20 protein-coding genes are annotated in these 17972 nt (G+C 73.7%); 8 read left to right on the top strand and 12 right to left on the bottom strand.

From position 1 onward, the window contains the following. The first annotated feature begins 162 nt into the window (after positions 1-162). The 3 genes from AB0O19_RS14680 to AB0O19_RS14670 all read left to right on the top strand — a co-directional run bounded on the left by AB0O19_RS14680 (position 163) and on the right by AB0O19_RS14670 (position 2280). Positions 163-1479 carry a hypothetical protein gene (locus tag AB0O19_RS14680; RefSeq protein WP_363619612.1) on the top strand — a complete coding sequence of 439 codons (1317 nt, stop codon included), beginning with the start codon at positions 163-165 and terminating at the stop codon, positions 1477-1479. 109 nt (positions 1480-1588) lie between these two features. Next, positions 1589-2119 carry a GNAT family protein gene (locus AB0O19_RS14675; RefSeq protein ID WP_363619610.1) on the top strand — a complete coding sequence of 177 codons (531 nt, stop codon included), beginning with the start codon at positions 1589-1591 and terminating at the stop codon, positions 2117-2119. A gap of 2 nt (positions 2120-2121) precedes the next feature. Further along, positions 2122-2280 (top strand): hypothetical protein, encoded by a 159-nt coding sequence (locus tag AB0O19_RS14670; protein ID WP_363619608.1) that lies wholly within the window; start codon positions 2122-2124, stop codon positions 2278-2280. Between the two features lie 80 nt (positions 2281-2360). On the opposite strand, the gene AB0O19_RS14665 is transcribed toward AB0O19_RS14670, so the two are convergent. After that, positions 2361-2735, bottom strand: a complete 375-nt coding sequence (locus AB0O19_RS14665; protein ID WP_363619606.1) for a GNAT family N-acetyltransferase — start codon at positions 2733-2735, stop codon at positions 2361-2363. Between the two features lie 249 nt (positions 2736-2984). Here AB0O19_RS14665 and AB0O19_RS14660 point away from each other — a divergent pair, with 249 nt between their 5' ends. Then, the gene (locus AB0O19_RS14660) at positions 2985-3317 is read left to right on the top strand and encodes a PadR family transcriptional regulator (RefSeq protein ID WP_079136622.1); all 333 of its coding nucleotides are present in this window, start codon (positions 2985-2987) and stop codon (positions 3315-3317) included. Then, positions 3314-4279, top strand: coding sequence for a hypothetical protein (locus AB0O19_RS14655; RefSeq protein ID WP_363619604.1), 966 nt, complete (start codon positions 3314-3316; stop codon positions 4277-4279). Before AB0O19_RS14660 ends, AB0O19_RS14655 begins: the two co-directional genes overlap by 4 nt. A gap of 509 nt (positions 4280-4788) precedes the next feature. Here AB0O19_RS14655 and AB0O19_RS14650 read toward each other — a convergent pair. The 5 genes from AB0O19_RS14650 to AB0O19_RS14630 all read right to left on the bottom strand — a co-directional run bounded on the left by AB0O19_RS14650 (position 4789) and on the right by AB0O19_RS14630 (position 10248). Beyond that, positions 4789-5703 carry an NAD(P)-dependent oxidoreductase gene (locus tag AB0O19_RS14650; protein ID WP_363619602.1) on the bottom strand — a complete coding sequence of 305 codons (915 nt, stop codon included), beginning with the start codon at positions 5701-5703 and terminating at the stop codon, positions 4789-4791. Next, positions 5703-6905, bottom strand: coding sequence for a cytochrome P450 (locus AB0O19_RS14645; protein WP_363619600.1), 1203 nt, complete (start codon positions 6903-6905; stop codon positions 5703-5705). The genes AB0O19_RS14650 and AB0O19_RS14645 overlap by 1 nt, the downstream gene beginning before the upstream one ends. Beyond that, complete coding sequence (locus tag AB0O19_RS14640) at positions 6902-8395, bottom strand: class I adenylate-forming enzyme family protein (RefSeq protein ID WP_363619598.1); 1494 nt, start codon at positions 8393-8395, stop codon at positions 6902-6904. Before AB0O19_RS14640 ends, AB0O19_RS14645 begins: the two co-directional genes overlap by 4 nt. A gap of 99 nt (positions 8396-8494) precedes the next feature. Beyond that, the gene (locus tag AB0O19_RS14635) at positions 8495-9238 is read right to left on the bottom strand and encodes a glycosyltransferase (protein WP_363619596.1); all 744 of its coding nucleotides are present in this window, start codon (positions 9236-9238) and stop codon (positions 8495-8497) included. After that, positions 9235-10248, bottom strand: a complete 1014-nt coding sequence (locus AB0O19_RS14630) for a 3-oxoacyl-[acyl-carrier-protein] synthase III C-terminal domain-containing protein (RefSeq protein WP_363619594.1) — start codon at positions 10246-10248, stop codon at positions 9235-9237. The genes AB0O19_RS14635 and AB0O19_RS14630 overlap by 4 nt, the downstream gene beginning before the upstream one ends. Positions 10249-10528: 280 nt before the next feature. Between AB0O19_RS14630 and AB0O19_RS14625 the strand changes: the two genes are divergently transcribed. Then, positions 10529-10741, top strand: a complete 213-nt coding sequence (locus AB0O19_RS14625) for a cold-shock protein (protein WP_363583369.1) — start codon at positions 10529-10531, stop codon at positions 10739-10741. 165 nt (positions 10742-10906) lie between these two features. Here the strand turns inward: AB0O19_RS14625 and AB0O19_RS14620 are convergent, their stop codons facing one another. Beyond that, a complete protein-coding gene (locus tag AB0O19_RS14620) occupies positions 10907-11965 on the bottom strand; it encodes an Lrp/AsnC family transcriptional regulator (RefSeq protein ID WP_363619592.1) in 1059 nt (352 codons plus the stop codon). Between the two features lie 214 nt (positions 11966-12179). Here AB0O19_RS14620 and AB0O19_RS14615 point away from each other — a divergent pair, with 214 nt between their 5' ends. Next, positions 12180-13619: a UbiD family decarboxylase gene (locus AB0O19_RS14615; protein WP_363619590.1), complete on the top strand. Its 1440-nt coding sequence runs from the start codon at positions 12180-12182 to the stop codon at positions 13617-13619. Positions 13620-13701: 82 nt separating this feature from the next. After that, on the top strand, positions 13702-14316 hold the full coding sequence (locus AB0O19_RS14610) for a UbiX family flavin prenyltransferase (RefSeq protein ID WP_363619588.1): 615 nt from the start codon (positions 13702-13704) through the stop codon (positions 14314-14316). An 87-nt stretch (positions 14317-14403) separates the two neighbouring features. On the opposite strand, the gene AB0O19_RS14605 is transcribed toward AB0O19_RS14610, so the two are convergent. The 5 genes from AB0O19_RS14605 to AB0O19_RS14585 all read right to left on the bottom strand — a co-directional run bounded on the left by AB0O19_RS14605 (position 14404) and on the right by AB0O19_RS14585 (position 17661). Then, positions 14404-14793 carry a RidA family protein gene (locus tag AB0O19_RS14605; protein ID WP_363619586.1) on the bottom strand — a complete coding sequence of 130 codons (390 nt, stop codon included), beginning with the start codon at positions 14791-14793 and terminating at the stop codon, positions 14404-14406. A gap of 224 nt (positions 14794-15017) precedes the next feature. Beyond that, the gene (locus tag AB0O19_RS14600; protein WP_363619584.1) at positions 15018-15191 is read right to left on the bottom strand and encodes a hypothetical protein; all 174 of its coding nucleotides are present in this window, start codon (positions 15189-15191) and stop codon (positions 15018-15020) included. 52 nt (positions 15192-15243) lie between these two features. Continuing rightward, positions 15244-15489, bottom strand: a complete 246-nt coding sequence (locus tag AB0O19_RS14595; RefSeq protein ID WP_363619582.1) for a hypothetical protein — start codon at positions 15487-15489, stop codon at positions 15244-15246. Between the two features lie 268 nt (positions 15490-15757). After that, on the bottom strand, positions 15758-16942 hold the full coding sequence (locus tag AB0O19_RS14590; RefSeq protein WP_363619580.1) for a helix-turn-helix transcriptional regulator: 1185 nt from the start codon (positions 16940-16942) through the stop codon (positions 15758-15760). 86 nt (positions 16943-17028) lie between these two features. Beyond that, positions 17029-17661 (bottom strand): HAD family hydrolase, encoded by a 633-nt coding sequence (locus AB0O19_RS14585; RefSeq protein WP_363619579.1) that lies wholly within the window; start codon positions 17659-17661, stop codon positions 17029-17031. Positions 17662-17972: the final 311 nt, after the last annotated feature.

The raw sequence follows: 17972 nt of genomic DNA, 5'->3' as shown, positions 1-17972 counted from the left end.
CGGCGTTCGCCGTGGTCGGGAGGTGGAGGGGAGTTGGCGAAATCGTGTCCATGACCGGTCCGGCCCCGTTGACCGCCGGTACGGCCGGGCGGTTGGCTCGCCCCGAGCCGGCCGGCGGGGGCGGGAGGCGGTACGGCCCGAGGCAAGGGGAGGACGGTTCAGGTGGAACGGACGAACGCGAGGACCCGCGGCCGGTCGGCGGTACGGGCCGGCAGCGTGCTGGCAGCCGCGCTCCTGGCCGCCACCACGGCCCAGGTCCAGGCCCAGGCCCAGGCCGCGCCGCTCCCGGAGGGCACCGTCACGGTGAACGTCGCCCCCGACGGCACCCCGGCCGACGACTGGTCGGAGCCGCTCGGCCTGAGCGCCGACGGCCGCTACGCCCTCTTCACCTCGCTGGCCGCCAACCTGGTGCCCGGCGACACCAACCGCCTGTACGACGTGTTCGTCCGCGACCTGTGGACCGGGCACACCGAGCGGGTGAGCGTGGCCGACGACGGCGGCCAGCTCGACGGCTCCACCAACCAGGCGGCGATCAGCGCCGACGGCCGGTACGTGGCCTTCAGTACGAACGCCGCCGACGTCGTCCCCGGGCAGCACGGCGGCGGCCGGTTCGACGTCTACGTCCGCGACCGCTGGACCGGCCGCACCGAACCGCTCACCGCGGGCACCGACGCCGGCAACTCGCTCGACCCGGCGATCAGCGCCGACGGCCGGTACGTCGCGTACACCTCGGACCGCACCGACCTCGCCCCCGGCACCCAGCCCGGCGTCCAGCCCGGCGTCCAGAACATCCACCTGACGGATCGTCGGACCGGCACCACCCGCCTGGTCAGCACCGGCCGCGACGGCGCCCCCGCCGACGGCGGCTCGGTCGAGCCCTCACTCAGCGCCGACGGCCAGACCGTCGCCTTCCGCTCGAAGGCGACCAACCTGCTACCGACCGCGCCCACGACGGCCACCAAGCCCCCGCCCGCACGGCAGCTCTTCCCGCTCTACACCTACGACGCGCGCACCGGCCGGATCCAGGGCGCCAGCATCGACGCCTCCGGCGCCCTGCGCGACGCCGCCAAGGCCGGACGCCTCAGCCCGGACGGCCGCTACGCCCTCTTCCGCGTCTTCGAGCGCGAGCAGGACGTCGTCCAGGTCCGTCTCTACGCCCGCGACCTGCGCACGGGCACGGTGACCACGGTCTCCGCCGTCGACTCCCAGCCCGCCGTCATGACCACCGACGACCGCTGGGTCTACTTCGCCTCCGACTCCGCCGCCCTCGTCCCCGGCGACACCAACGGCGTCGCGGACGTCTTCCGCCGCGACCTGTGGACCGGCCGGACCGAACGCGTCAGCACGGCGGCCGACGGCAGCCAGCGGCCCGGCGCCTCCACCGCCCCCAGCGTGGACGCCCTCGGCACGACGGTCCTGTTCAGCACCCTGAACGGAACCGGCGCGGAGCTCCTGGCCCGCCGCCTGCCGCCACTCTGACTCCGGTCGAACTCCCCTCTCCGGCACTCCCGATGACGGCGACGGTGCAACGCGCCGGAGAGGGTCCAATTCGGTTGAGCGGCCGACACGGCCCTGATAGCAATGTGACATGATACAAGGACTCAAGATCGCCCTCCGCGCACGCCACGAGAGCGACGTAGCCGTTCTGCAGACCGAACTGTACGACGACGTCGCCGTCCGGTCCCGGGCCGACTCCCGCCCCTGGCGGCCCATCTCGCCGGGCTCGGCAGAATCCCCCTACGCGCTGACCCCGCCCTCGGAGGAAGCGGCCTGCTTCTCCGTACTGGAGCTGGCCTCGGGGGAGTTGGCCGGGGAGGCCGTGCTCTGGGGCATCGACACCCACAACCGCACCGCCCACCTCGGGATCGCCCTGCGCCCGGGCCTGCGCGGCCGGGGCCTGGGCACGGACGTGGTCAGGGTGCTCTGCCAGTACGGCTTCGCGGTACGCGGCTTGCACCGGCTGCAACTGGAGACCCTCGCCGACAACACTCCGATGATCGCGGCCGCCCGCAGGGCCGGCTTCACCCTGGAGGGAACGCTCCGCCGCTCCGCCTGGGTGTGCGGCGAGTTCGCGGACGAGGCCGTCCTCGGGCTCCTCGCCGAAGAGTGGAGGCCGTGACCATGCCTACCAACACGGAGATCATCGGCCTGGCCCTGGACCGGATCACGGCCGGGTACGTCTTCCCCCAGCGAGTCGTGGAGATCGACAACGCGATCCGGAGCCGACTCGCCGCCGGGGCGTACGACACGCTGAGCGGCCCGAGCTCTGCGAGACCGTGACCGCCCACCTCCAGGAGGTCTGCCCGGACAAGCATCTGAGGCTCCAGCGCCACCACCCTCTCGGGCGGGGAGGACGTGGCCTACACCCTGCGGGCGCACGGGCGCGCCCTCCTCGTCGGCGAGACGACCCGTGGTAGTGCTCCCCCGACCGCCCCGCACCCGGTGACGGACCACATCACCGTCACCGCGCCGTCCCCGTCCGGAATCGGCGCCAGCAGCACCGTGCCTACCAGCACTGCCGTGTCCCGCCGCTCCACGGCCCAGCACCCGAACGGCGGGTTCACCGACCGTTCCCGGAAGCGCCCGATCAGCGCCTCCGCGGCCCCCTCGTCCGCCAGCACCCTCGGCTCCGCGCCCAGCCACCGGGCGACCTCCCAGCGGGAGTAGATGTCCAGCGCACGGTCGCGGTCGGCGGGCCGCCACTGGCGCAGGGTCAGGCGTTCGGTCTCGTACACGGGATCTCCAGGGTGAGGGTGGGCATGCCTGCGGGCGATCCTCCTCCTCGTGGACCACAGCAGCCACGGGATTTCCGTCGCGTGGAGTGCCGGCCCCCTCGCTCGGCGAACGTCACCGCCACCCGCCGTCGACGACGCCGTCACCACCGGCTCCAGCAGCTCCTGGTGAGCCCGGGTCCGTTCCACAGGGGCTTTGCCAGACACTACGGTCACCGTACTATGGTGGGGAACGTGAAGAACAAACGCTCCATGCAGGAGCCGACCTTCCTGCTCCTCACCGCGCTGGCCGACCGGCCCCGGCACGGCTACGCGCTCGGCGACGAGGTCGCCGCGATCTCCGAAGGCCGGGTACGGCTCGGCGCCGGCAGCCTGTACGGCACCCTCGACCGGCTCCTGGCCGAGGGGCTGATCCGCGTCGAGCGCGAGGAGACGGTGGACGGGCGCCCCCGGCGCGTGTTCGCCCTCACCCCGGACGGTGAACAGTCGCTCAGGAACGAGGCCGAACGCCTCCGCTCCGCACTGCGCGAGGCCGACCGGCGCCTGACGCAGACCTGGACCCGTCCCGCAGGAGGCACGGCATGACCTCGGAGCACCCCTTGAACACGCGCCTGCTGCAACGGGCCCTCCGGCTGTACCCGGCTTCCTACGGCGCCGGTGCACTCGCGGAGGTCGCCGACCTCGCCCAGCACCGGATCGCCCGCTCCGGCTCCGCGGCGGGGCTGCGCGAGGTGGCCGACGTCGCCGGGCACGGGGCCCGGCTCCGGCTGGGGATGGTCTCCCACCGGCCGCCGGGCCGGGCGTTCGCCACCGCGGCGCCGCTCGCCGCGATACTGGCCGGAACGTACGCGGCGACCTACCTGTGGCGGAACCTGCGGCTCGCCATCAGCCCCGAGTCCCCCGGCTTCCCCGCCGGAGTCCCGGTGGGAGGCGCGCTCCTGGCGGCGACGTCGCTGCTCGTCCCCGCTGTGCTGACGGCCTGCGCGGTCGTGGCCGGCCGCTGGTCGGCCGCACGGGCCCTGGCCCTGGTGTCGCTGGTACTGGCGCCGCTGTTCTACGCCATGTGCCGCTTCGGGCTGCTCGACCTCGACTTCCGCACCGCGGCCGAACTCGGCCTCGGCCCCCGGGGGTTCGGGCTGATCGTGCTCAACACCCTCGTCCTGCTGGTCGCCCCGCCGGACCGGACCCGCAGGACCGGTGCCGGGCTCTGGCTGCTCGCCGCCACGGTCACGGCCCTGGGCATCGGCGCCACGATCACCGGCGAGTCCGCCGAGCGGATCCTCACCTCCGGCTTCGGCACCTGGGCCCCGCTCGCCACCGGTGCAGCCCTGGCCTTCACCGCCCGGACGGCCGGGAACGCGGCCCTGGCCGCGACCGTCCTGGCGGCGCCGCCCGTACTCACCCCCGTACTCCTCGGCGGCCACGCGTCGGTCGCGGCGATGCTGCCTCAGCTCCTCATCCCGTCCGCCTTCGGCTACCTGACGGCCCGAAGCGCGATCCTCCTCATCGACCGTCTCCCCCGACGGGGCCGTGTCTCCCGCCCCTGACCGGCTCCGCGCCAGGACGCCCTGGCCCTCTCCCCCGGTGAGTCCGGCCGGCCGGAGCTCGGCGAAGGCCGACGAGCCGAGGTGCTGCAACAAGGTCGGTAGGCCCGGACATCGGTCTGTCGGAACAGCCGTTGTGCTCACGGCTCCGACAGCACCGATGTCGAAGCGCCCTTGCTGGAACCGACGGCCTACCGAGAAACCACCACCCGACTCCATCCGCGACCGAGGCGACCGGACGTGGCGGCGAGTTCCGTGGGCGGTCCGCTGCGTGACCGACCACCGGCACCACCCGGGTCGAACCGAGAGTCGCCCGCGTGGCCAGTTCCTCGACGCTGGTCACCGTGCACCTCCGACCACGACGGGCACGAGGCGGCGATGTCACCTCACGTGCTTTCGCGTCCACCGATTCGTCGAGCTGACCTGACCGGTCGTTGGCGCGGAGAGGGTCTGCGAGGTACGGCTCGGTGGGTCGGATGGACACGGTCGCGGCAACCGGGCCCGGCCGGGTGTCAGGGGTGGTAGTCGGTGAGGGTGTGGGTGGGGGTCCAGCCCTGGGCGCGGGCGCGGGTGAGGTCGAGGACGACGCTGCGGGTGAGGAGGTCGACGGTGTAGGGGGTGAGTCCGGGGATGCGGGTGGTGCGGACGGCGAGGCGGGCGAGGGGTGCGGGGAGGTGGGCGATGCGGGCGGGGACGCGGTGGGCGGCGAGGACGTGGCGCAGGGCGTCGTCGCGGCGGTAGGGGGTGGCGTCGGCGATGTTGTAGGCGCCGGGCGGCCAGGGCGGGGTGCCGGTGAGGCCGAGGGCGGACAGGCAGGCGTCGGTGAGGTTGGCGACGGCGGTGAGGCTGAGCGGGATGTCGCGGCCGGGCAGCGGGAGCAGGCCGTGCCGGGCGCGGGCGAGCAGTTCGGGGACGAGGTGGGGGTCGCCGGGGCCGTAGACGGCGCGGGGGCGCAGGACGACGGCGCCGGCCGCGAGGGCGAGGCGTTCGGCGGCGGCCTTGGTGCGGCCGTAGGCGTTGAGGTGGCCGGCGGCGGTGGGGTGGTCCTCGGTGACGGCGGGGGCGGCGGTGGCAGCGGGGGCGGTGCGGGCGGTGGTGCGCGGGTCGTAGACGCTGGCGCTGCTCACGTGGACGAGGGGGCGGCCGGCGGCCGCGCGCAGGACGCGTTCGGTGCCGGTGACGTTGACGGCGTGCTGGTGGGCTTCGGCGGGATCGCCCGGGGGCAGGTCGGCGACGGCGGCGGCGCAGTGGACGACGAGGTCGGCGCCGGTGAAGTCGGGCTCGCCCTCGTCTGCGTCCCAGGGGCGGTGGCGGCCGACCGGGCCGGGGCGGCGGCCGTGGCAGGAGACTTCGAGGCCCAGGGCGGCGGCGGTGCGGGCGAGGTGGGCGCCGCAGAAGCCGGTGGCGCCGGTGATGGCGAGGTGCATCAGGATCTTCCCCGTCGGACGGTGAGTTCGGCGTAGCCGGGCAGGGCGCTGCGGCGGTCGACCCTCGCGCGGGTGACGACCGGGTGGTGGGGGGCGAGCGCCAGGAGGAGGTCGGCGAGCAGGGCGCGGGCCAGTCCGGCTCCGGGGCAGGCGTGCGGGCCGGCGCCGAAGACGGCCTGGGTGGCGGCGGGATCGTCGGCCGGGCCGCGGCGGTGGGCCCGGGCGGCGTGCCGGGCGACCAGGACCAGCCGGTCGCCGGCCCGTACGGGGTGCCCGGCGAGGGTGGTGTCGGCGGCGGCGACCCGGGGCAGCAGCGGGGACGGGGCGGTCAGGCGCAGGAGTTCGGCGGCGAGGCGGGGTGCGGTCGTCTCGCTCACGGTCGGCCAGAGCCCGGCGTCGGAGCACCAGGCGACGGCCCGGGGCAGTGCGGCGACGGTGGTGTTCACGGCGGCGACGGCCACCATGGCGTCACGTGCGTCACGTGCGTCACGTGCGTCGGGCGCGTCGGGCGCGTCGGGCGCGTCGGGCAGCAGGGCGGCGAGCCGGGCCGCGGCGGCGACCGTGGCGGCGACCGCGTCCGGGCCGCGGCGGCGGAGGCCCGGGAGGTGGTCGCGGGCGGCGTGGGCGGCGGCTTCGGCCGCGGCGTGGGCGAGGCGGTGCGGGCAGGACTGCGCGCCGGTCAGGGCGGCGGCCGTGACACCGGCCAACTCGCGCGCCAGTGAGACGATTTCGAGCTCGCCGGCGGCAAGGTCCGGGATCCGCGTCGCGAGCACGGCCTGCCAGTGCGGGCGGATCCGTTGCTGTGCGGCGGTGTCGAGGCCGCCGGCCAGGGCGCGGCGGGCGCTTCGGTGTTCGGCGCCGTCCTGGTCGAACAGCAGTCCGCCGACGGTGAGTTCGGCCGCTGCGCCGCCGGTGGTGCCGGGTGCGGTGCGGTCCAGCGGGACCTGGGTGAGCGCTTCGCGGTAGGCCTCGGTGCCGTGCACCAGCACGGTGCGGCCGAGCCGGACCACCGGGCGGCGGCGGGTGGCGGCGAGCAGGGCGAAGAGCAGGGGGTGGCTGCGCAGGTAGACCCGGCGGTCCCGGCGGCGGGCCCGGCGGGCGGCGGCGGGTGGCGGCGGCGGCGGGGGCACCGATGCGGTCATCGGTGCGGTCATCGGTGCGGGCGTCGGTGCGGGCGTCGGTGCGGTCACGGGGTCGGTCACCGGTCCAGCTCCCGTGCGCAGTGCGCGGCGGCCGCCGCCCGGTCGGGCTTGCGGGAGCGGCCCGCGAGCGGGACCTCGCCGAACAGGACGGCGTCCGGCCGGGCCGCTGCCATCCGGTCGAGCGGTCGGCGCAGGGCCTCGCGCAGGCGCCGCGGGTCGGTGCCCGGCGCCGGCTGGACGAGGGCGACCAGCCGCTCGTCGCCGTCCCCGGCCGGAACGCCGACCAGGACGGCGAGTTCGACGCCCGGCAGGTGCAGCGCCGGTTCGTACAGGCCGGGGTAGATGTTCTCGGCACGGCGCAGCACCATGTCCTTGAGGCGGCCGGCGAGGACGATCCGTCCGTCGGGGGTGAGCGCGGCGCGGTCGCCGGTGCGCACCCAGGGGGCGGGGTCCTCGCCGAGGTAGCGGTGGCGGGCGCCCGGGCCGGTGAGCAGCAGTCCACCGCCGGTGGCGATCCGGGCGCGGACGCCGGGCAGGGGCGCTCCGACCAGGTCGCCGTCCCCGTCGTGGGCGCTCTTGTCCGCCTCCTCGACGGCGGCGGCCGGGAACAGTTCGGTGAGCGCGTAGACGCTCCAGGCCTGGTGGGCGCCGGACTGCTTGACCCGACGCAACAGGGCGGCGTCGGCCGGGGCCGAGCCCGTCCAGACCCGGCCGGTGAAGCGGGCCCCGGCGGCGAGGGCGGCGCGCAGTTGCGGTGGGGTGAGGTAGGTGTGGGCGGGGCCGAGGCGGGCGAGTTGGCGGCCGAGCGCGGCGGGGCGGCGGGCGGGCAGCACCACGGCGGCGCCCGCGGCGAGGGCCGGGACGAGGACGAAGAACGTCCCGCCGAGGACGACCGTCCCGGGGCGCGGGTCGACCAGGTCGGCGACGGTGCGCAGCCCGGCGGCCAGCCCGTCCCGGGTGTGGACGACGGCGCGCGGGCGCGCGGTGGTGCCGGAGGTGAAGACGATCACCGCGTCCGTTTCCGGGCCGCCGTCAGGTCGGGCGGGCGGGGTCGCGCCGGCAGGGCGCAGGTGCGCCGCGCAGCCGGGCAGGTGCGGCGCGCAGCCGGGCAGGCGGCGGCCCAGGGTGGCGACCGGCCCGAGTGCGGTGAGGCGGGGCAGGGCGAGGTCGGCGCGGCGGGCGAGCGGCCCGGCCCAGCCGGCCACGGCCTGGGCGGCGGCGTCGGCGAGGACGAGATCGGGGCGGGCCAGGGTGAGCCGGGCGGCGAGCACGTCGGGCCCGGCGGTCGGGTCGAGGACGGCGATGCGCAGGCCCAGCCGGTGCGCGGCGAGCATGACGGCCAGTGCGCGCGGCCCGGGCCGGACGGCGACGCCGACGGTGTCGCCGGGGCCGAGGCCGTGGGCGTGCAGCGCGGCGGCGTAGCCGTCGGCCAGGTCGGCGAGTTCGCCGCGGCGGATCACCGTGCGGACGGTGCCCAGGCGGGTGTGGCGCAGGACGGCGGGCCGGTCGGGGTGGTCGGTGCGCAGGGCGTGGGTGAGCCGGTCGAGCATGGCGGGGTCCTTCGGCGGGCTGCGGAGCGGCGGGCTGCGGAGTGGAACGGAGCGGGTCCGGTCGGGAAAGGGCCGGTGAGGAGCGAGGCGCGCGGGCTGTCAGCGCACGTCGACGGCGCGCGGCCCCGCGCCGCGCTCCAGGTACCAGCGCGCGGTGCCCACCACGCCGTACGCGCGGATGCGCCGGGTGGAGTTCTGCACCACCATGTCGCGGCGGCGCACCACCGCCGTGGTGTGCCGGCGGACCCTGTTGAGGAACGCCCGGTCGGTGGGTGAGGGCCGCCGCGGCATGCCGCCGACGGCGAGGTAGAGCTCGGCGGTGATCGCCATGTTGTTGCCCGCGTGCATCCGGTACGGGGTCAGGTAGCCGTGTCGGCGGCGGTGGGCGGGCCGGATCCGCCCGAAGAAGGCGCCGAGCGCGACCAGTGCCAGGAACACCGCTCGCCCGGCCGGGCCGTGCTCGTCGTGGCGGGCGGTGACCCGGCCGCAGACCAGCCCGCCGGAGGCGACCAGCCCTGCGCGGGCCGCGGCCGTCCAGCCCAGTTCGGGCAGGCAGTCGGCGTCGGTGCGGGCGAGCAGGGTGGCGCCGTGGGCGATGGCGTACCGGAAGGCGGTGTCCACCGCGGAACCGACGCCCTTCTCCCGCTCGACCACCACCTCGACCGGGAACGGCGCGTGCGCGGCGAAGGCCCGCACCAGGGCGACGGTGCCGTCGGTGGAGCCGTTGTCGGCGACGAGCAGGGTGAAGTTTCGGTCGCGCTGGCCGGTGAGGGCGCGCAACACGCCCTCGATCCGGGCCTCCTCCTGGTAGGCGGGGACCACCACCCACAGGTCGGTCCTCACGAAGCCTCCCAGACCATGGTCATGAGGCTGACGCCACCGCCGAGACCGATCAGCAGCACCTTCTCGCCGGGCGCCAACGTGCCGCGTATTCGGTCGAGTTGCACGCCCAGCGTGGCACTGGCCACGTTGCCGAGTTCCGGCACGGTCAGGACCAGCTTCCCGGCCGGCACCCCGGTCAGCTCGACGAAGCGTTCCAGGTAGGGGATCGTCACCTGGTGCACCAGCACCCGGGCGTAGTCGTCCCAGCCGAGGCCGGTGCGGGCGGCGAGCCGGGCCAGGGCGGCGGGGCCGATCTCCTCGAAGATGCCGCGCAGTTCCTTGCCGCCGCCCCGGAAGTAGCTGTACTCGTCGCCGCGCGGGTGGCGGGAGCCGCCGCCGGGGATGCCGCCGGCCGGCCAGTGCTCGGAGGCCGTCTCCGTCCCGACGTCGAGGATGCCGCCCCGCTCCACGGCCTCGACGACGACGGCCGCCCCGGCGTCACCGAAGGTGTAGCCGGCGAAGCCGTCCCGGAACTCCGCCGGGGAGGACGGCGTGCGGAGCATGGCCCGGCTGGGCGTCTCGCCGGTGACGACCAGGGCACGCCGGGCCCGGCCGACCAGGATCATCGCGCGGGCCAGGTCGATCCCGTTGAGGAAGCTGTTGCAGGCGTTGCTGACGTCCAACGCGTGTGCACGGGTGCCGAGTTCGGCCTGCACGATGTGGGCGGTGGCGGGCTCGCACACGTCCCGGGTGGCGGAGGCGAACAGCAGCAGGTCCACGTCCTGCGGGCGCAGTGCACGGGCGGCGAGGGCGCGTCGGGCGGCGCCGACCGCCAGGGTGGAGGCGTACTCGCCGTCGGCGGCGAAGTGCCGGGTGCGGATGCCGGTCGCCTTCTCGAACATCCGCTCCGGAAGGGCGAGTCGCCCGCCGGCGGTGACCTCGTCCTGGAGCTGCTGGGAGGTGAGCCGGCGGGCCGGCAGGTGGGAGCCGACGGCGGTGATGCCGATCCTCGGTGTTGCTGCTGTGTGCATGCCCCCATGCTCCGGCGGCACGACCGGGCCGGCCTGAGTACGGGTACTCAGGCCGGCCCGCCGGGCTACCCGATCACGTCTGCGCAGATGGACGGTGGACGGTGGACGGTTGCCGGGACTCCGGCGCGTGCAGCACCTGTGGTGCCGTCACCGGTCCGGGTGGCTACTCACCGCAGCGGCCGACCAACTTCGCGTTACAGCCCCGCCGAGACCCCGAGCCCTGTCATGATCGGCATGTTGCGTCTCGTAGATCCTCGATCCTCGGAAAGCAGGAGTGGCTGTGGCAGAGCGACAGAACGGCACGGTGAAGTGGTTCAACGACGAGAAGGGCTACGGCTTCATCACCCCGGAGTCCGGAGCGGACCTGTTCGTTCACTTCCGGGCGATCCAGGGAAGCGGCTTCAAGTCCCTGGTTGAGGGCCAGAAGGTGACTTTCGTGGCGGTCCAGGGCCAGAAGGGGCTCCAGGCCGACGAGGTCCAGGTGGTGGGGTAGTAGCAGTTCCTCCCCTTCCTCCCCCGGGCCCCGGTCCGAACGGGAGATGCGGGAGATGCGAGGGATCACGCCCTGGGCGGCCTCCGTTCGATCGGGGCCGCCCAAGCCGTTCTGAACGGCTGGCCGGCTCGCCGGGCGGTCAGCCGCCCGACGTCTCGACGGTCCTCAGCCGCGCCGGGTGCCGGCCGGCCGGTTGCGGTGGCGGCCGACGGTGCCGACGCGTTTGAGGGTCCGGACGATCGGGGCGGTCTCGACCGTGTCGATGCCCGGGAGGGCGCCGAGACGGTCGGTCAGGTAGTCGTACAGGTACTCGTCGTCGGGGCAGAGGACGGCGGCGAGGAGGTTGGTCCGCCCCGTGGTGGCGGCGGCGTAGGCGACTTCGGGGTGTTCCGCCAGGGCTGCGCCGACGGCGGCGAGGTGCGAGGGCCGCACCGACATCCAGATGGCGGTGGTGGTCGGGCTGCCCAGCAGCCGCTCGTCGACGTCCACGACGAAGAAGAGCGCTCCGGCCGCGCGCAGGTGGGCGATCCGGCGGCGCACCGTCGACTCGTGGCAGCGGGCCTCGGCGGCCAGCGCCGCGTACGTCGTACGGCCGTCGCGGGCCAGCGCGGCGAGCAGCGTGTGGTCGAGGTCGTTGAGCTCGGTGAGCCCGGTGGGCTCCAGCGACGGCGCCCAGGACGGCGACGACGGCCGGGCGTCGGAAGGCGGGAGCCTCGGGGGTGGGAAGGCAGGCGGCGGGAACGCGGGGGCGAGCGCGTCCCGCTGGTCCTGGTCCAGCGCGCAGGTCAGGGCGCCCCAGGTTGTCGGGCCGCCCTTGAACAGCCGCAGCACGCGCTGCGCGGTGATCGAGGTGACCCCCGGGAGCCGGTCGAGCAGTTGCACCGGCGCGTCCTGGGCGCGGTCGCGGTGCGCCACGAGATGGCAGATGATCTCGGTGGCGCCGGAGGCGAGCTGGACCCACCGCGTGTCCTCCCGCGCGGCCAGGGCCCGGGCCAGGCCGAGCGACGCGCCGGGGGCGGACCGCAGTCGCAGCGCCCACACGGTCTGCCCGACGGGCCGGGGGTTGAGCCGGCCGATGACGCGCAGCCCGGCGCTCTCGCACAGCGCGGCGTAGCGGCGGGCGACGACCTGCTCGGAGACGCCCAGCACCGAGGCGATCCGGCGCAGGGGGGCACGCCCGTCGATCTGCAGGGCGTGGATCAGCCGGAGATTGAGGGATTCCACGGATCCAGACCCTACCCGGGGCGGTATCCGGCACCTACGTCCGGACTCGTTGCGTCCGCTCGCGGCCGATCCGGATCATCGGTGCGCAGGCCGACGCGGCACCTGTCCGCGCGGAACTGCGATCCCCGTGACGGCCGCGCCGAGGCTCGGCCGCCACCCGCGAGGAAGAGGAGGAGGGGAGATCCGGGCACACCACCCGGCTCCCCGACGGCAGATGAGCGCATTTCGTGATCTTCGGCATTACATCGACCACCTGACCGAGGCCCTCGGGAAGGACGAAGTCCTCCAGATCGACGGCGCCGACCGGGACCTGGACATCGGAGGCATCACCGAACTGCTGGCGGAGCGGGAAGGCCCCGCCCTGATGTTCGACAACATTCCGGGATTCCCCACGGGGTACCGGGTGTTCACCAACTTCATGGGGACGCCCGCCCGCACCGCGGTGGCGCTCGGGCTGCCGCACGACACCCCCAAGCTCGACATCGTGCGGGCCTGGAAGGACCTCAGCAAGCGGATCGAGCCCGTTCCCCCGGTGGAGGTCGCCACCGGTCCGGTCCTGGAGAACGTCCTGGTCGGCGAGGACGTGGACCTCGGGATCTTCCCCACCCCGCGCTGGCACGACAGGGACGGCGGGCGCTACATAGGCACCGCCTGCATGGTGATCACCCGCGACCCCGACAGCGGCTGGGTCAACGTCGGCACCTACCGGGCCTGCGTCCAGGGCCGCGACCGGCTCTCGCTGTGGATGCTCGGCAACCGGCACGCCAAGGCGATCGCCGAGAAGTACTGGGCGCGCGGCCAGACCTGCCCGATCGCCGTGGTGGTGGGCCAGGACCCGATCCTCTCGACCGCCGCCGCGATCGCCGCACCGTCCGGGATGTCGGAGTACGACCTGGCGGGCGGGCTGCGCGGGGAGGGCGTCGAGGTCCTGTACGCGCCGGGCAGCGAGCTTCCGATCCCGGCGCACGCCGAGATCGTGATCGAGGGCGAACTGCCGCCGGTCGAGGAGGAGTCCGTCCTGGAGGGCCCCTTCGGGGAGTGGACCGGCTACTACACGCACTCGGGCCAGGAGACCGTCGTCCGGGTCACCCGGATCCTGCACCGCGACGACCCGATCATCCTGGGCGCCCCGCCCATGCTGCCGACCATCCCGGCCGGCGACCAGGCCGTTCCGCTCTACTCGGCGTCGCTGACCTGGGACCACCTGGAAGCGTCCGGCGTGCAGAACGTCAAGGGCGTGTGGGCCTACGCCCGGCAGCTGCTGATGGTCGTCTCCATCGAGCAGACCGGCGCGGGGGACGCCATGCACGCGCTGCTGGCGGCGGCCGGGCGCAAGCGCACCGGCGGCATGGAACGGTACTTCGTCGTGGTCGACGAGGACATCGACATCACCGACATCAACCACGTCCTGTGGGCGATGTTCACCCGCGTCCACCCGACCGAGTCCATCCAGGTCCTGCGTGCGCCCACCACCGCCATCGACCCCCGGCTCGCACCCGACAGGCTCGCCGCCGGCGACCTGTCGATGGGCATCGTGCTCATCGACGCGTGCAAGCCGTTCGCGTGGAAGGACCGGTACCCGGCGGCCAACCGCGTCGACCAGGCCACCCGCGAGCGGCTGCGCGAACGCTGGGCGGGCGTCCTGGCGCTGTAGCCGCCGGGGCGGTGAGGGAGCAGCGGCGCGCCCCCTCCCTCACCCTCCCCTCCGGCCCTTCCCCCTACGCCAGGAGCACATTGTGTCCGCCACACCCCCCGCCACCCGCCTCGTCATCGGAGTCACCGGCGCCACCGGCGCCCCGATCGCCGTCCGCCTGCTACAGGTCCTGCGCGAGGTACCGCAGGTGGAGACCCACCTCGTCCTGAGCACCTGGGCCCGCTCCACCATCGAGGTGGAGACGCCCTACAGCGCCCGTCGCTTCGCCGAACTCGCCGACGTGACACACAAGTTCGGCGACCTCGGCGCCACCATCTCCTCCGGCTCGTACCCGGTCGCGGGCATGGCCATCGTCCCGTGCAGCATGAAGACGCTCGCGGCCGTCCGGCACGGCATGGCCGACAACCTCATCGCCCGCGCAGCCGACGTCACGCTCAAGGAACGGCGCCCACTGGTCCTCGTGCCCCGGGAGACACCCCTCAACGAGATCCACCTGGAGAACATGCTCGCGCTCTCCCGGATGGGCGTACGCATCGTCCCGCCGATGCCGGCCTTCTACGACATCCCGAACGGCATCGGCGACCTCGTCGACCACATCGTCATGCGCGTCCTCGACCAGTTCGACCTCCCCGCAGGCACCGCCGACATCGCGGAACGCTGGCAGGGCCTGGCCGACACCCGCCGCCACCGCCCCTAGCATCGCGCGGCACACCCGCCCCGCTACGAAACACCACAGCGCTGGTCGCAGCCACCCACGTGTGGCCGCGACCAGCGCTCTTCGGAATCAGTCGAGGATGGCGTCGATCTCCACTTCAACGAGCCATTCGGGATCGATGAAACGTGAAACCTCGACGACGGTGCAGACCGGACGGACCGACCCGAACCGCTCCCCGTGCGCTCGCGCGGCCTCCTTCCAGCGCGTCACATCGGTGAGCATGAGACGGGTCCGCACAACGTCCCCCAACGACGCCCCCGCCTCCTTCAGCGCGGCCTCCGCAATGTCCAGACACCTGACAGTCTGGGCGTACACATCGCCCTTCCCCACCGTCGTCCCACCGTCCCCGATGGGAGCAGTCCCCGCGACTGCAACGTGTGACCCCTTGCGGACTGCCCGGGAAAAGCCGATCTGAGGTTCGAGAGGCGAGCCGGAACTGACTATCTGCCGATGATCCATCGCACCATGCTCCCAGAGCACCGCACATCTGAAAACAGGCCCTCCACCGGACACTTCGCCCCTGAAGCAGCCCGTCCCCACCCGTGCGGAAATTGCTCCGGCCTCGTCCCGCCCACGCTCGACCAGCTCAGCGCGATCGCCCGCGCGATCGGGATCCCGCTCTGGCGTCTGTTCCGCGACGAGTAGCACTGGCCGGCCGCACCGCCGTACGGCCGGCTGGGGAGTCACTTCTCGGGGTTCGGAAGCGGGTCGGCCAGCGGCGGGGGCATCGGTGCCGTCAGCGGTGCCTTCGGGCCACCGATTCCGCCCGAGCCGCCGCTGGGGCCCTTCTGCGAGGTCATGTCGTCCTCCTCGATCTCCTCGTCCGCCGGAATCGGGATCTCACCCGGCGACGGCATCAGGGGGTGCCACCCGCGGTCTCGACGCCGACCGGTGTTCCACCGCCGACGCTCACTTGGCAACCTCGAGGCATCCGGGATGAGCGACAGCGGGCCGGCTGTACTGCGCGTTCCCGGGCGGGGCGTCGGTATAGGTGCGTCCGATGTAGACCAGGTGTGTCCCGTCGCCATCTGTGCAGGCGATACAGGCCTGGCCGTGCAGTTGCTCGGGGGTCACCCGGAGCTGTCGAGGAACACCGGCGTAGGGCCTGAATTCCACGCTGGTGAAATCCGTGGCCGGGGGATACTGCTCGCTCACTGGTCCTCCGTCGAGATGGTCCGGCATCCGGAAGCACAGGCCACAACTGGCCAGCCGAGCGGCGCCGTGGTCGGGCCAGTCGACGTGTAGACGTGGCCAGCCGCTATCAGAGGCGGCTCGGGCGAGCCACAGCAGATGCACGCTTCTCCGTGGAGCCGCGCGGGGCTTGTTGACCCCGGCTCGACAACCTGTGGCGTCGGTGTCCCTGTCACGCCTCCAAGCGTCCCGGTCGGGCGCCCCCGGAAGTGCCACAACCTGTGGCACCCCCCTACACCGCCTTGGCCCACCGAGCGAAAGCGAGCAGCTGCTCGTCCCGGCCGCGCGACAGCCGGACCATCGTGGCCAACTCCGTCCGCACCTGGCTGTGCTCGCGCACGTGTTGCGGGGCGATTTGCCTCGCGACCAGCAGTGATTCCTTCGCGTGCTGCGGTTGCCCGAGGAGCATCTGGGCCCGGCCAAGGTCGATGTAGTAGTGTGACCGGCGCTCAGCTGGCAGGTCCCGCGGGGGTGCCCAGCAGGACGCCGCCACTACCGCGTTCCGGAGATCCTGCGGATTGCCCAACTCCACGGCCACCGACAACCGGTGGATCTCCAGACTGTCAGGCCCGACCGCCGTACCGTCATAGAGCCGCTCCCGCACCCGGCTAACCAGTGCCTCGGCGTCCCGCAGGTGCTCACGCGCCTCGTCCGCGCGCCGCATACGGCCCGCAGCAACCGCCGCGCGCATGTGCAGGGCGGCAGCAGCCGCAGCGAGCGACTCCGTCGTCGGGGCTGGCATCCGGTCGACGGCGGTCCGAAGCGACCGCAAACCAGGGCCGAGCTGGCTGACAGAGAAGAACGTCTCCATGCGCACGTACGCCGCGGCAGCTTCGAGGGCGGGGTCAGCGGCGATCGATGCCGCCCACCTCATCAGCTCGATCAGTCGGCCCGAGAGGTCGCCGTAGCCGTACTTGTAGGCCACCGCGTCCGCCGACCTGATCGCCAGCGCGAGGAGACGAGCGGCCCGTTCGCGGTCAGCTCCCCGAGCCTTGTCCACCGCGCGGAACAACTCGCTGAGCAACTGCGGCATCTGCTCGGCAAGGTGTGCGTACCGCGACTGCACGCGGTCCTCGACTGCCCGCCCGACGTCAGCCGCGAGTAGTGGCAGCGACCGGACCGGGCCGTCCTCCGGCAGGTCGTACGCGGCGATCGCGCGCTGCAGGTTCGGGATGGCCTCGTGCACCCGGCTGTCGGTACGACCGGGGCCGTCCAGCAGATCCTCCGGAGTGCGGTCGAGAGCACGGGCCAGCGCCTCCAGGATGCCGTCACCTGGGGACCGCTCCCCGCCTTCGACCTTGCGGATCGTGCTGTACGAGACGCCGGACAGCTTCTCCAGCTGGCGACGCGTCAACCTCCGTGCCAGTCGGGCGGTTTCGATTCGCTGACCGAGTGCGGTAGCGGTGGTTCCGGGCATAGTGTGGCTCCGTTCCGTGGTCGCACTCGGAACGGTACCGGCGCCTGGCGGATCGCCCCGGCGGTCACGCCGCCGGGGCGATCCTGCTACTCGCCCACCAGCAGACCGGCCAGCTCGGTCAGCGAGTTCACGGTCCAGTCCGCGGTGGGCGCAGTCGACGTGAGCCCGATCGGACCGCGGCGAAGGTGCGCGGCCCGGAGACCGGCCGCCCGAGCCGGCGTGACGTCGTTGGCCGGGTGATCACCGACGTACACGATCTCGTGGGGCTCACCCGGCGCCCAAGCCGTCACCCGATCGAAGAAGGCTGCGCTCGGCTTGGACACTCCCCACTCGCCGGACGTGGCGATCGCAGCGGCCGGCAATCCAAGACTGGACAGCAGCTCGGTCACGGCGGCGTTCTGGTTGCCCGCGATCCCCACCCACAGCCCGGCTTCCTGAAGACGGGCCAGAGCCGGGCGGACGTCTGGGTAGAGGTCGGATTCGTCGAGGAAGTCGCCCTGGCCAGCTTCCTGCCGGGCCTGCCACTCTGCGGCCACGTCCACGCCGGGCCGGGCAATCCGGATTGCGTCGGCGTTGTCTCGGCCTTGAGCAAGTACGGCCCCGACGAGGGCCGACATCGTGTGCGTGGGGACGCCAAGCCACCGGGCCCAGTCTCCCCAGTAGCGGGTGTCGCTGGTCAGGGTCTCGCCGATGTCGAACACCACGGATCGGAGGGGCATGGGGCCGAGCCTACGCCGGGCAGTCCCTCCAGCCAGACCGCGAAGGCCGCACTCGACAGCGAGGCGTCCGCGTAGGCCACGCCTACTTGCCGAGCTTCAAGGCCCGTACCACCTCCTCCGCCAGCAGCGCATCGAGCAGACCGCACACCGCGTCCTCGACCCGCGCCCGAGGTGCGGGCGCGAGGTCTCGCGCTACGACCGCCATACGGCCGACAGATGCAGAGCGATGGCCGGAGACAGAGCCCAAGTGGTCAAGCCCATGCCCCTCATGATGGCCAACCACCAGGCCGGGGCCGAAACGCACGAACGCG

Source organism: Kitasatospora sp. NPDC091276, from assembly GCF_040684355.1.
GTDB lineage: Bacteria > Actinomycetota > Actinomycetes > Streptomycetales > Streptomycetaceae > Kitasatospora.
Note: the sequence above shows the minus strand (reverse complement) of the source record. Positions and strands in the feature narration are given on the sequence as shown.

Excerpts from the sequence above, each read along its gene's own strand:
- AB0O19_RS14675 (WP_363619610.1), top strand. The coding sequence starts at position 1,589 with ATGATACAAGGACTCAAGATCGCCCTCCGCGCACGCCACGAGAGCGAC.
- AB0O19_RS14670 (WP_363619608.1), top strand. The coding sequence starts at position 2,122 with ATGCCTACCAACACGGAGATCATCGGCCTGGCCCTGGACCGGATCACG.
- AB0O19_RS14660 (WP_079136622.1), top strand. The coding sequence starts at position 2,985 with ATGCAGGAGCCGACCTTCCTGCTCCTCACCGCGCTGGCCGACCGGCCC.
- AB0O19_RS14655 (WP_363619604.1), top strand. The coding sequence starts at position 3,314 with ATGACCTCGGAGCACCCCTTGAACACGCGCCTGCTGCAACGGGCCCTC.
- AB0O19_RS14650 (WP_363619602.1), bottom strand. The coding sequence starts at position 5,703 with ATGCACCTCGCCATCACCGGCGCCACCGGCTTCTGCGGCGCCCACCTC.
- AB0O19_RS14640 (WP_363619598.1), bottom strand. The coding sequence starts at position 8,395 with ATGCTCGACCGGCTCACCCACGCCCTGCGCACCGACCACCCCGACCGG.
- AB0O19_RS14630 (WP_363619594.1), bottom strand. The coding sequence starts at position 10,248 with ATGCACACAGCAGCAACACCGAGGATCGGCATCACCGCCGTCGGCTCC.
- AB0O19_RS14615 (WP_363619590.1), top strand. The coding sequence starts at position 12,180 with ATGAGCGCATTTCGTGATCTTCGGCATTACATCGACCACCTGACCGAG.
- AB0O19_RS14605 (WP_363619586.1), bottom strand. The coding sequence starts at position 14,793 with ATGGATCATCGGCAGATAGTCAGTTCCGGCTCGCCTCTCGAACCTCAG.
- AB0O19_RS14600 (WP_363619584.1), bottom strand. The coding sequence starts at position 15,191 with ATGCCGTCGCCGGGTGAGATCCCGATTCCGGCGGACGAGGAGATCGAG.
- AB0O19_RS14590 (WP_363619580.1), bottom strand. The coding sequence starts at position 16,942 with ATGCCCGGAACCACCGCTACCGCACTCGGTCAGCGAATCGAAACCGCC.
- AB0O19_RS14585 (WP_363619579.1), bottom strand. The coding sequence starts at position 17,661 with ATGCCCCTCCGATCCGTGGTGTTCGACATCGGCGAGACCCTGACCAGC.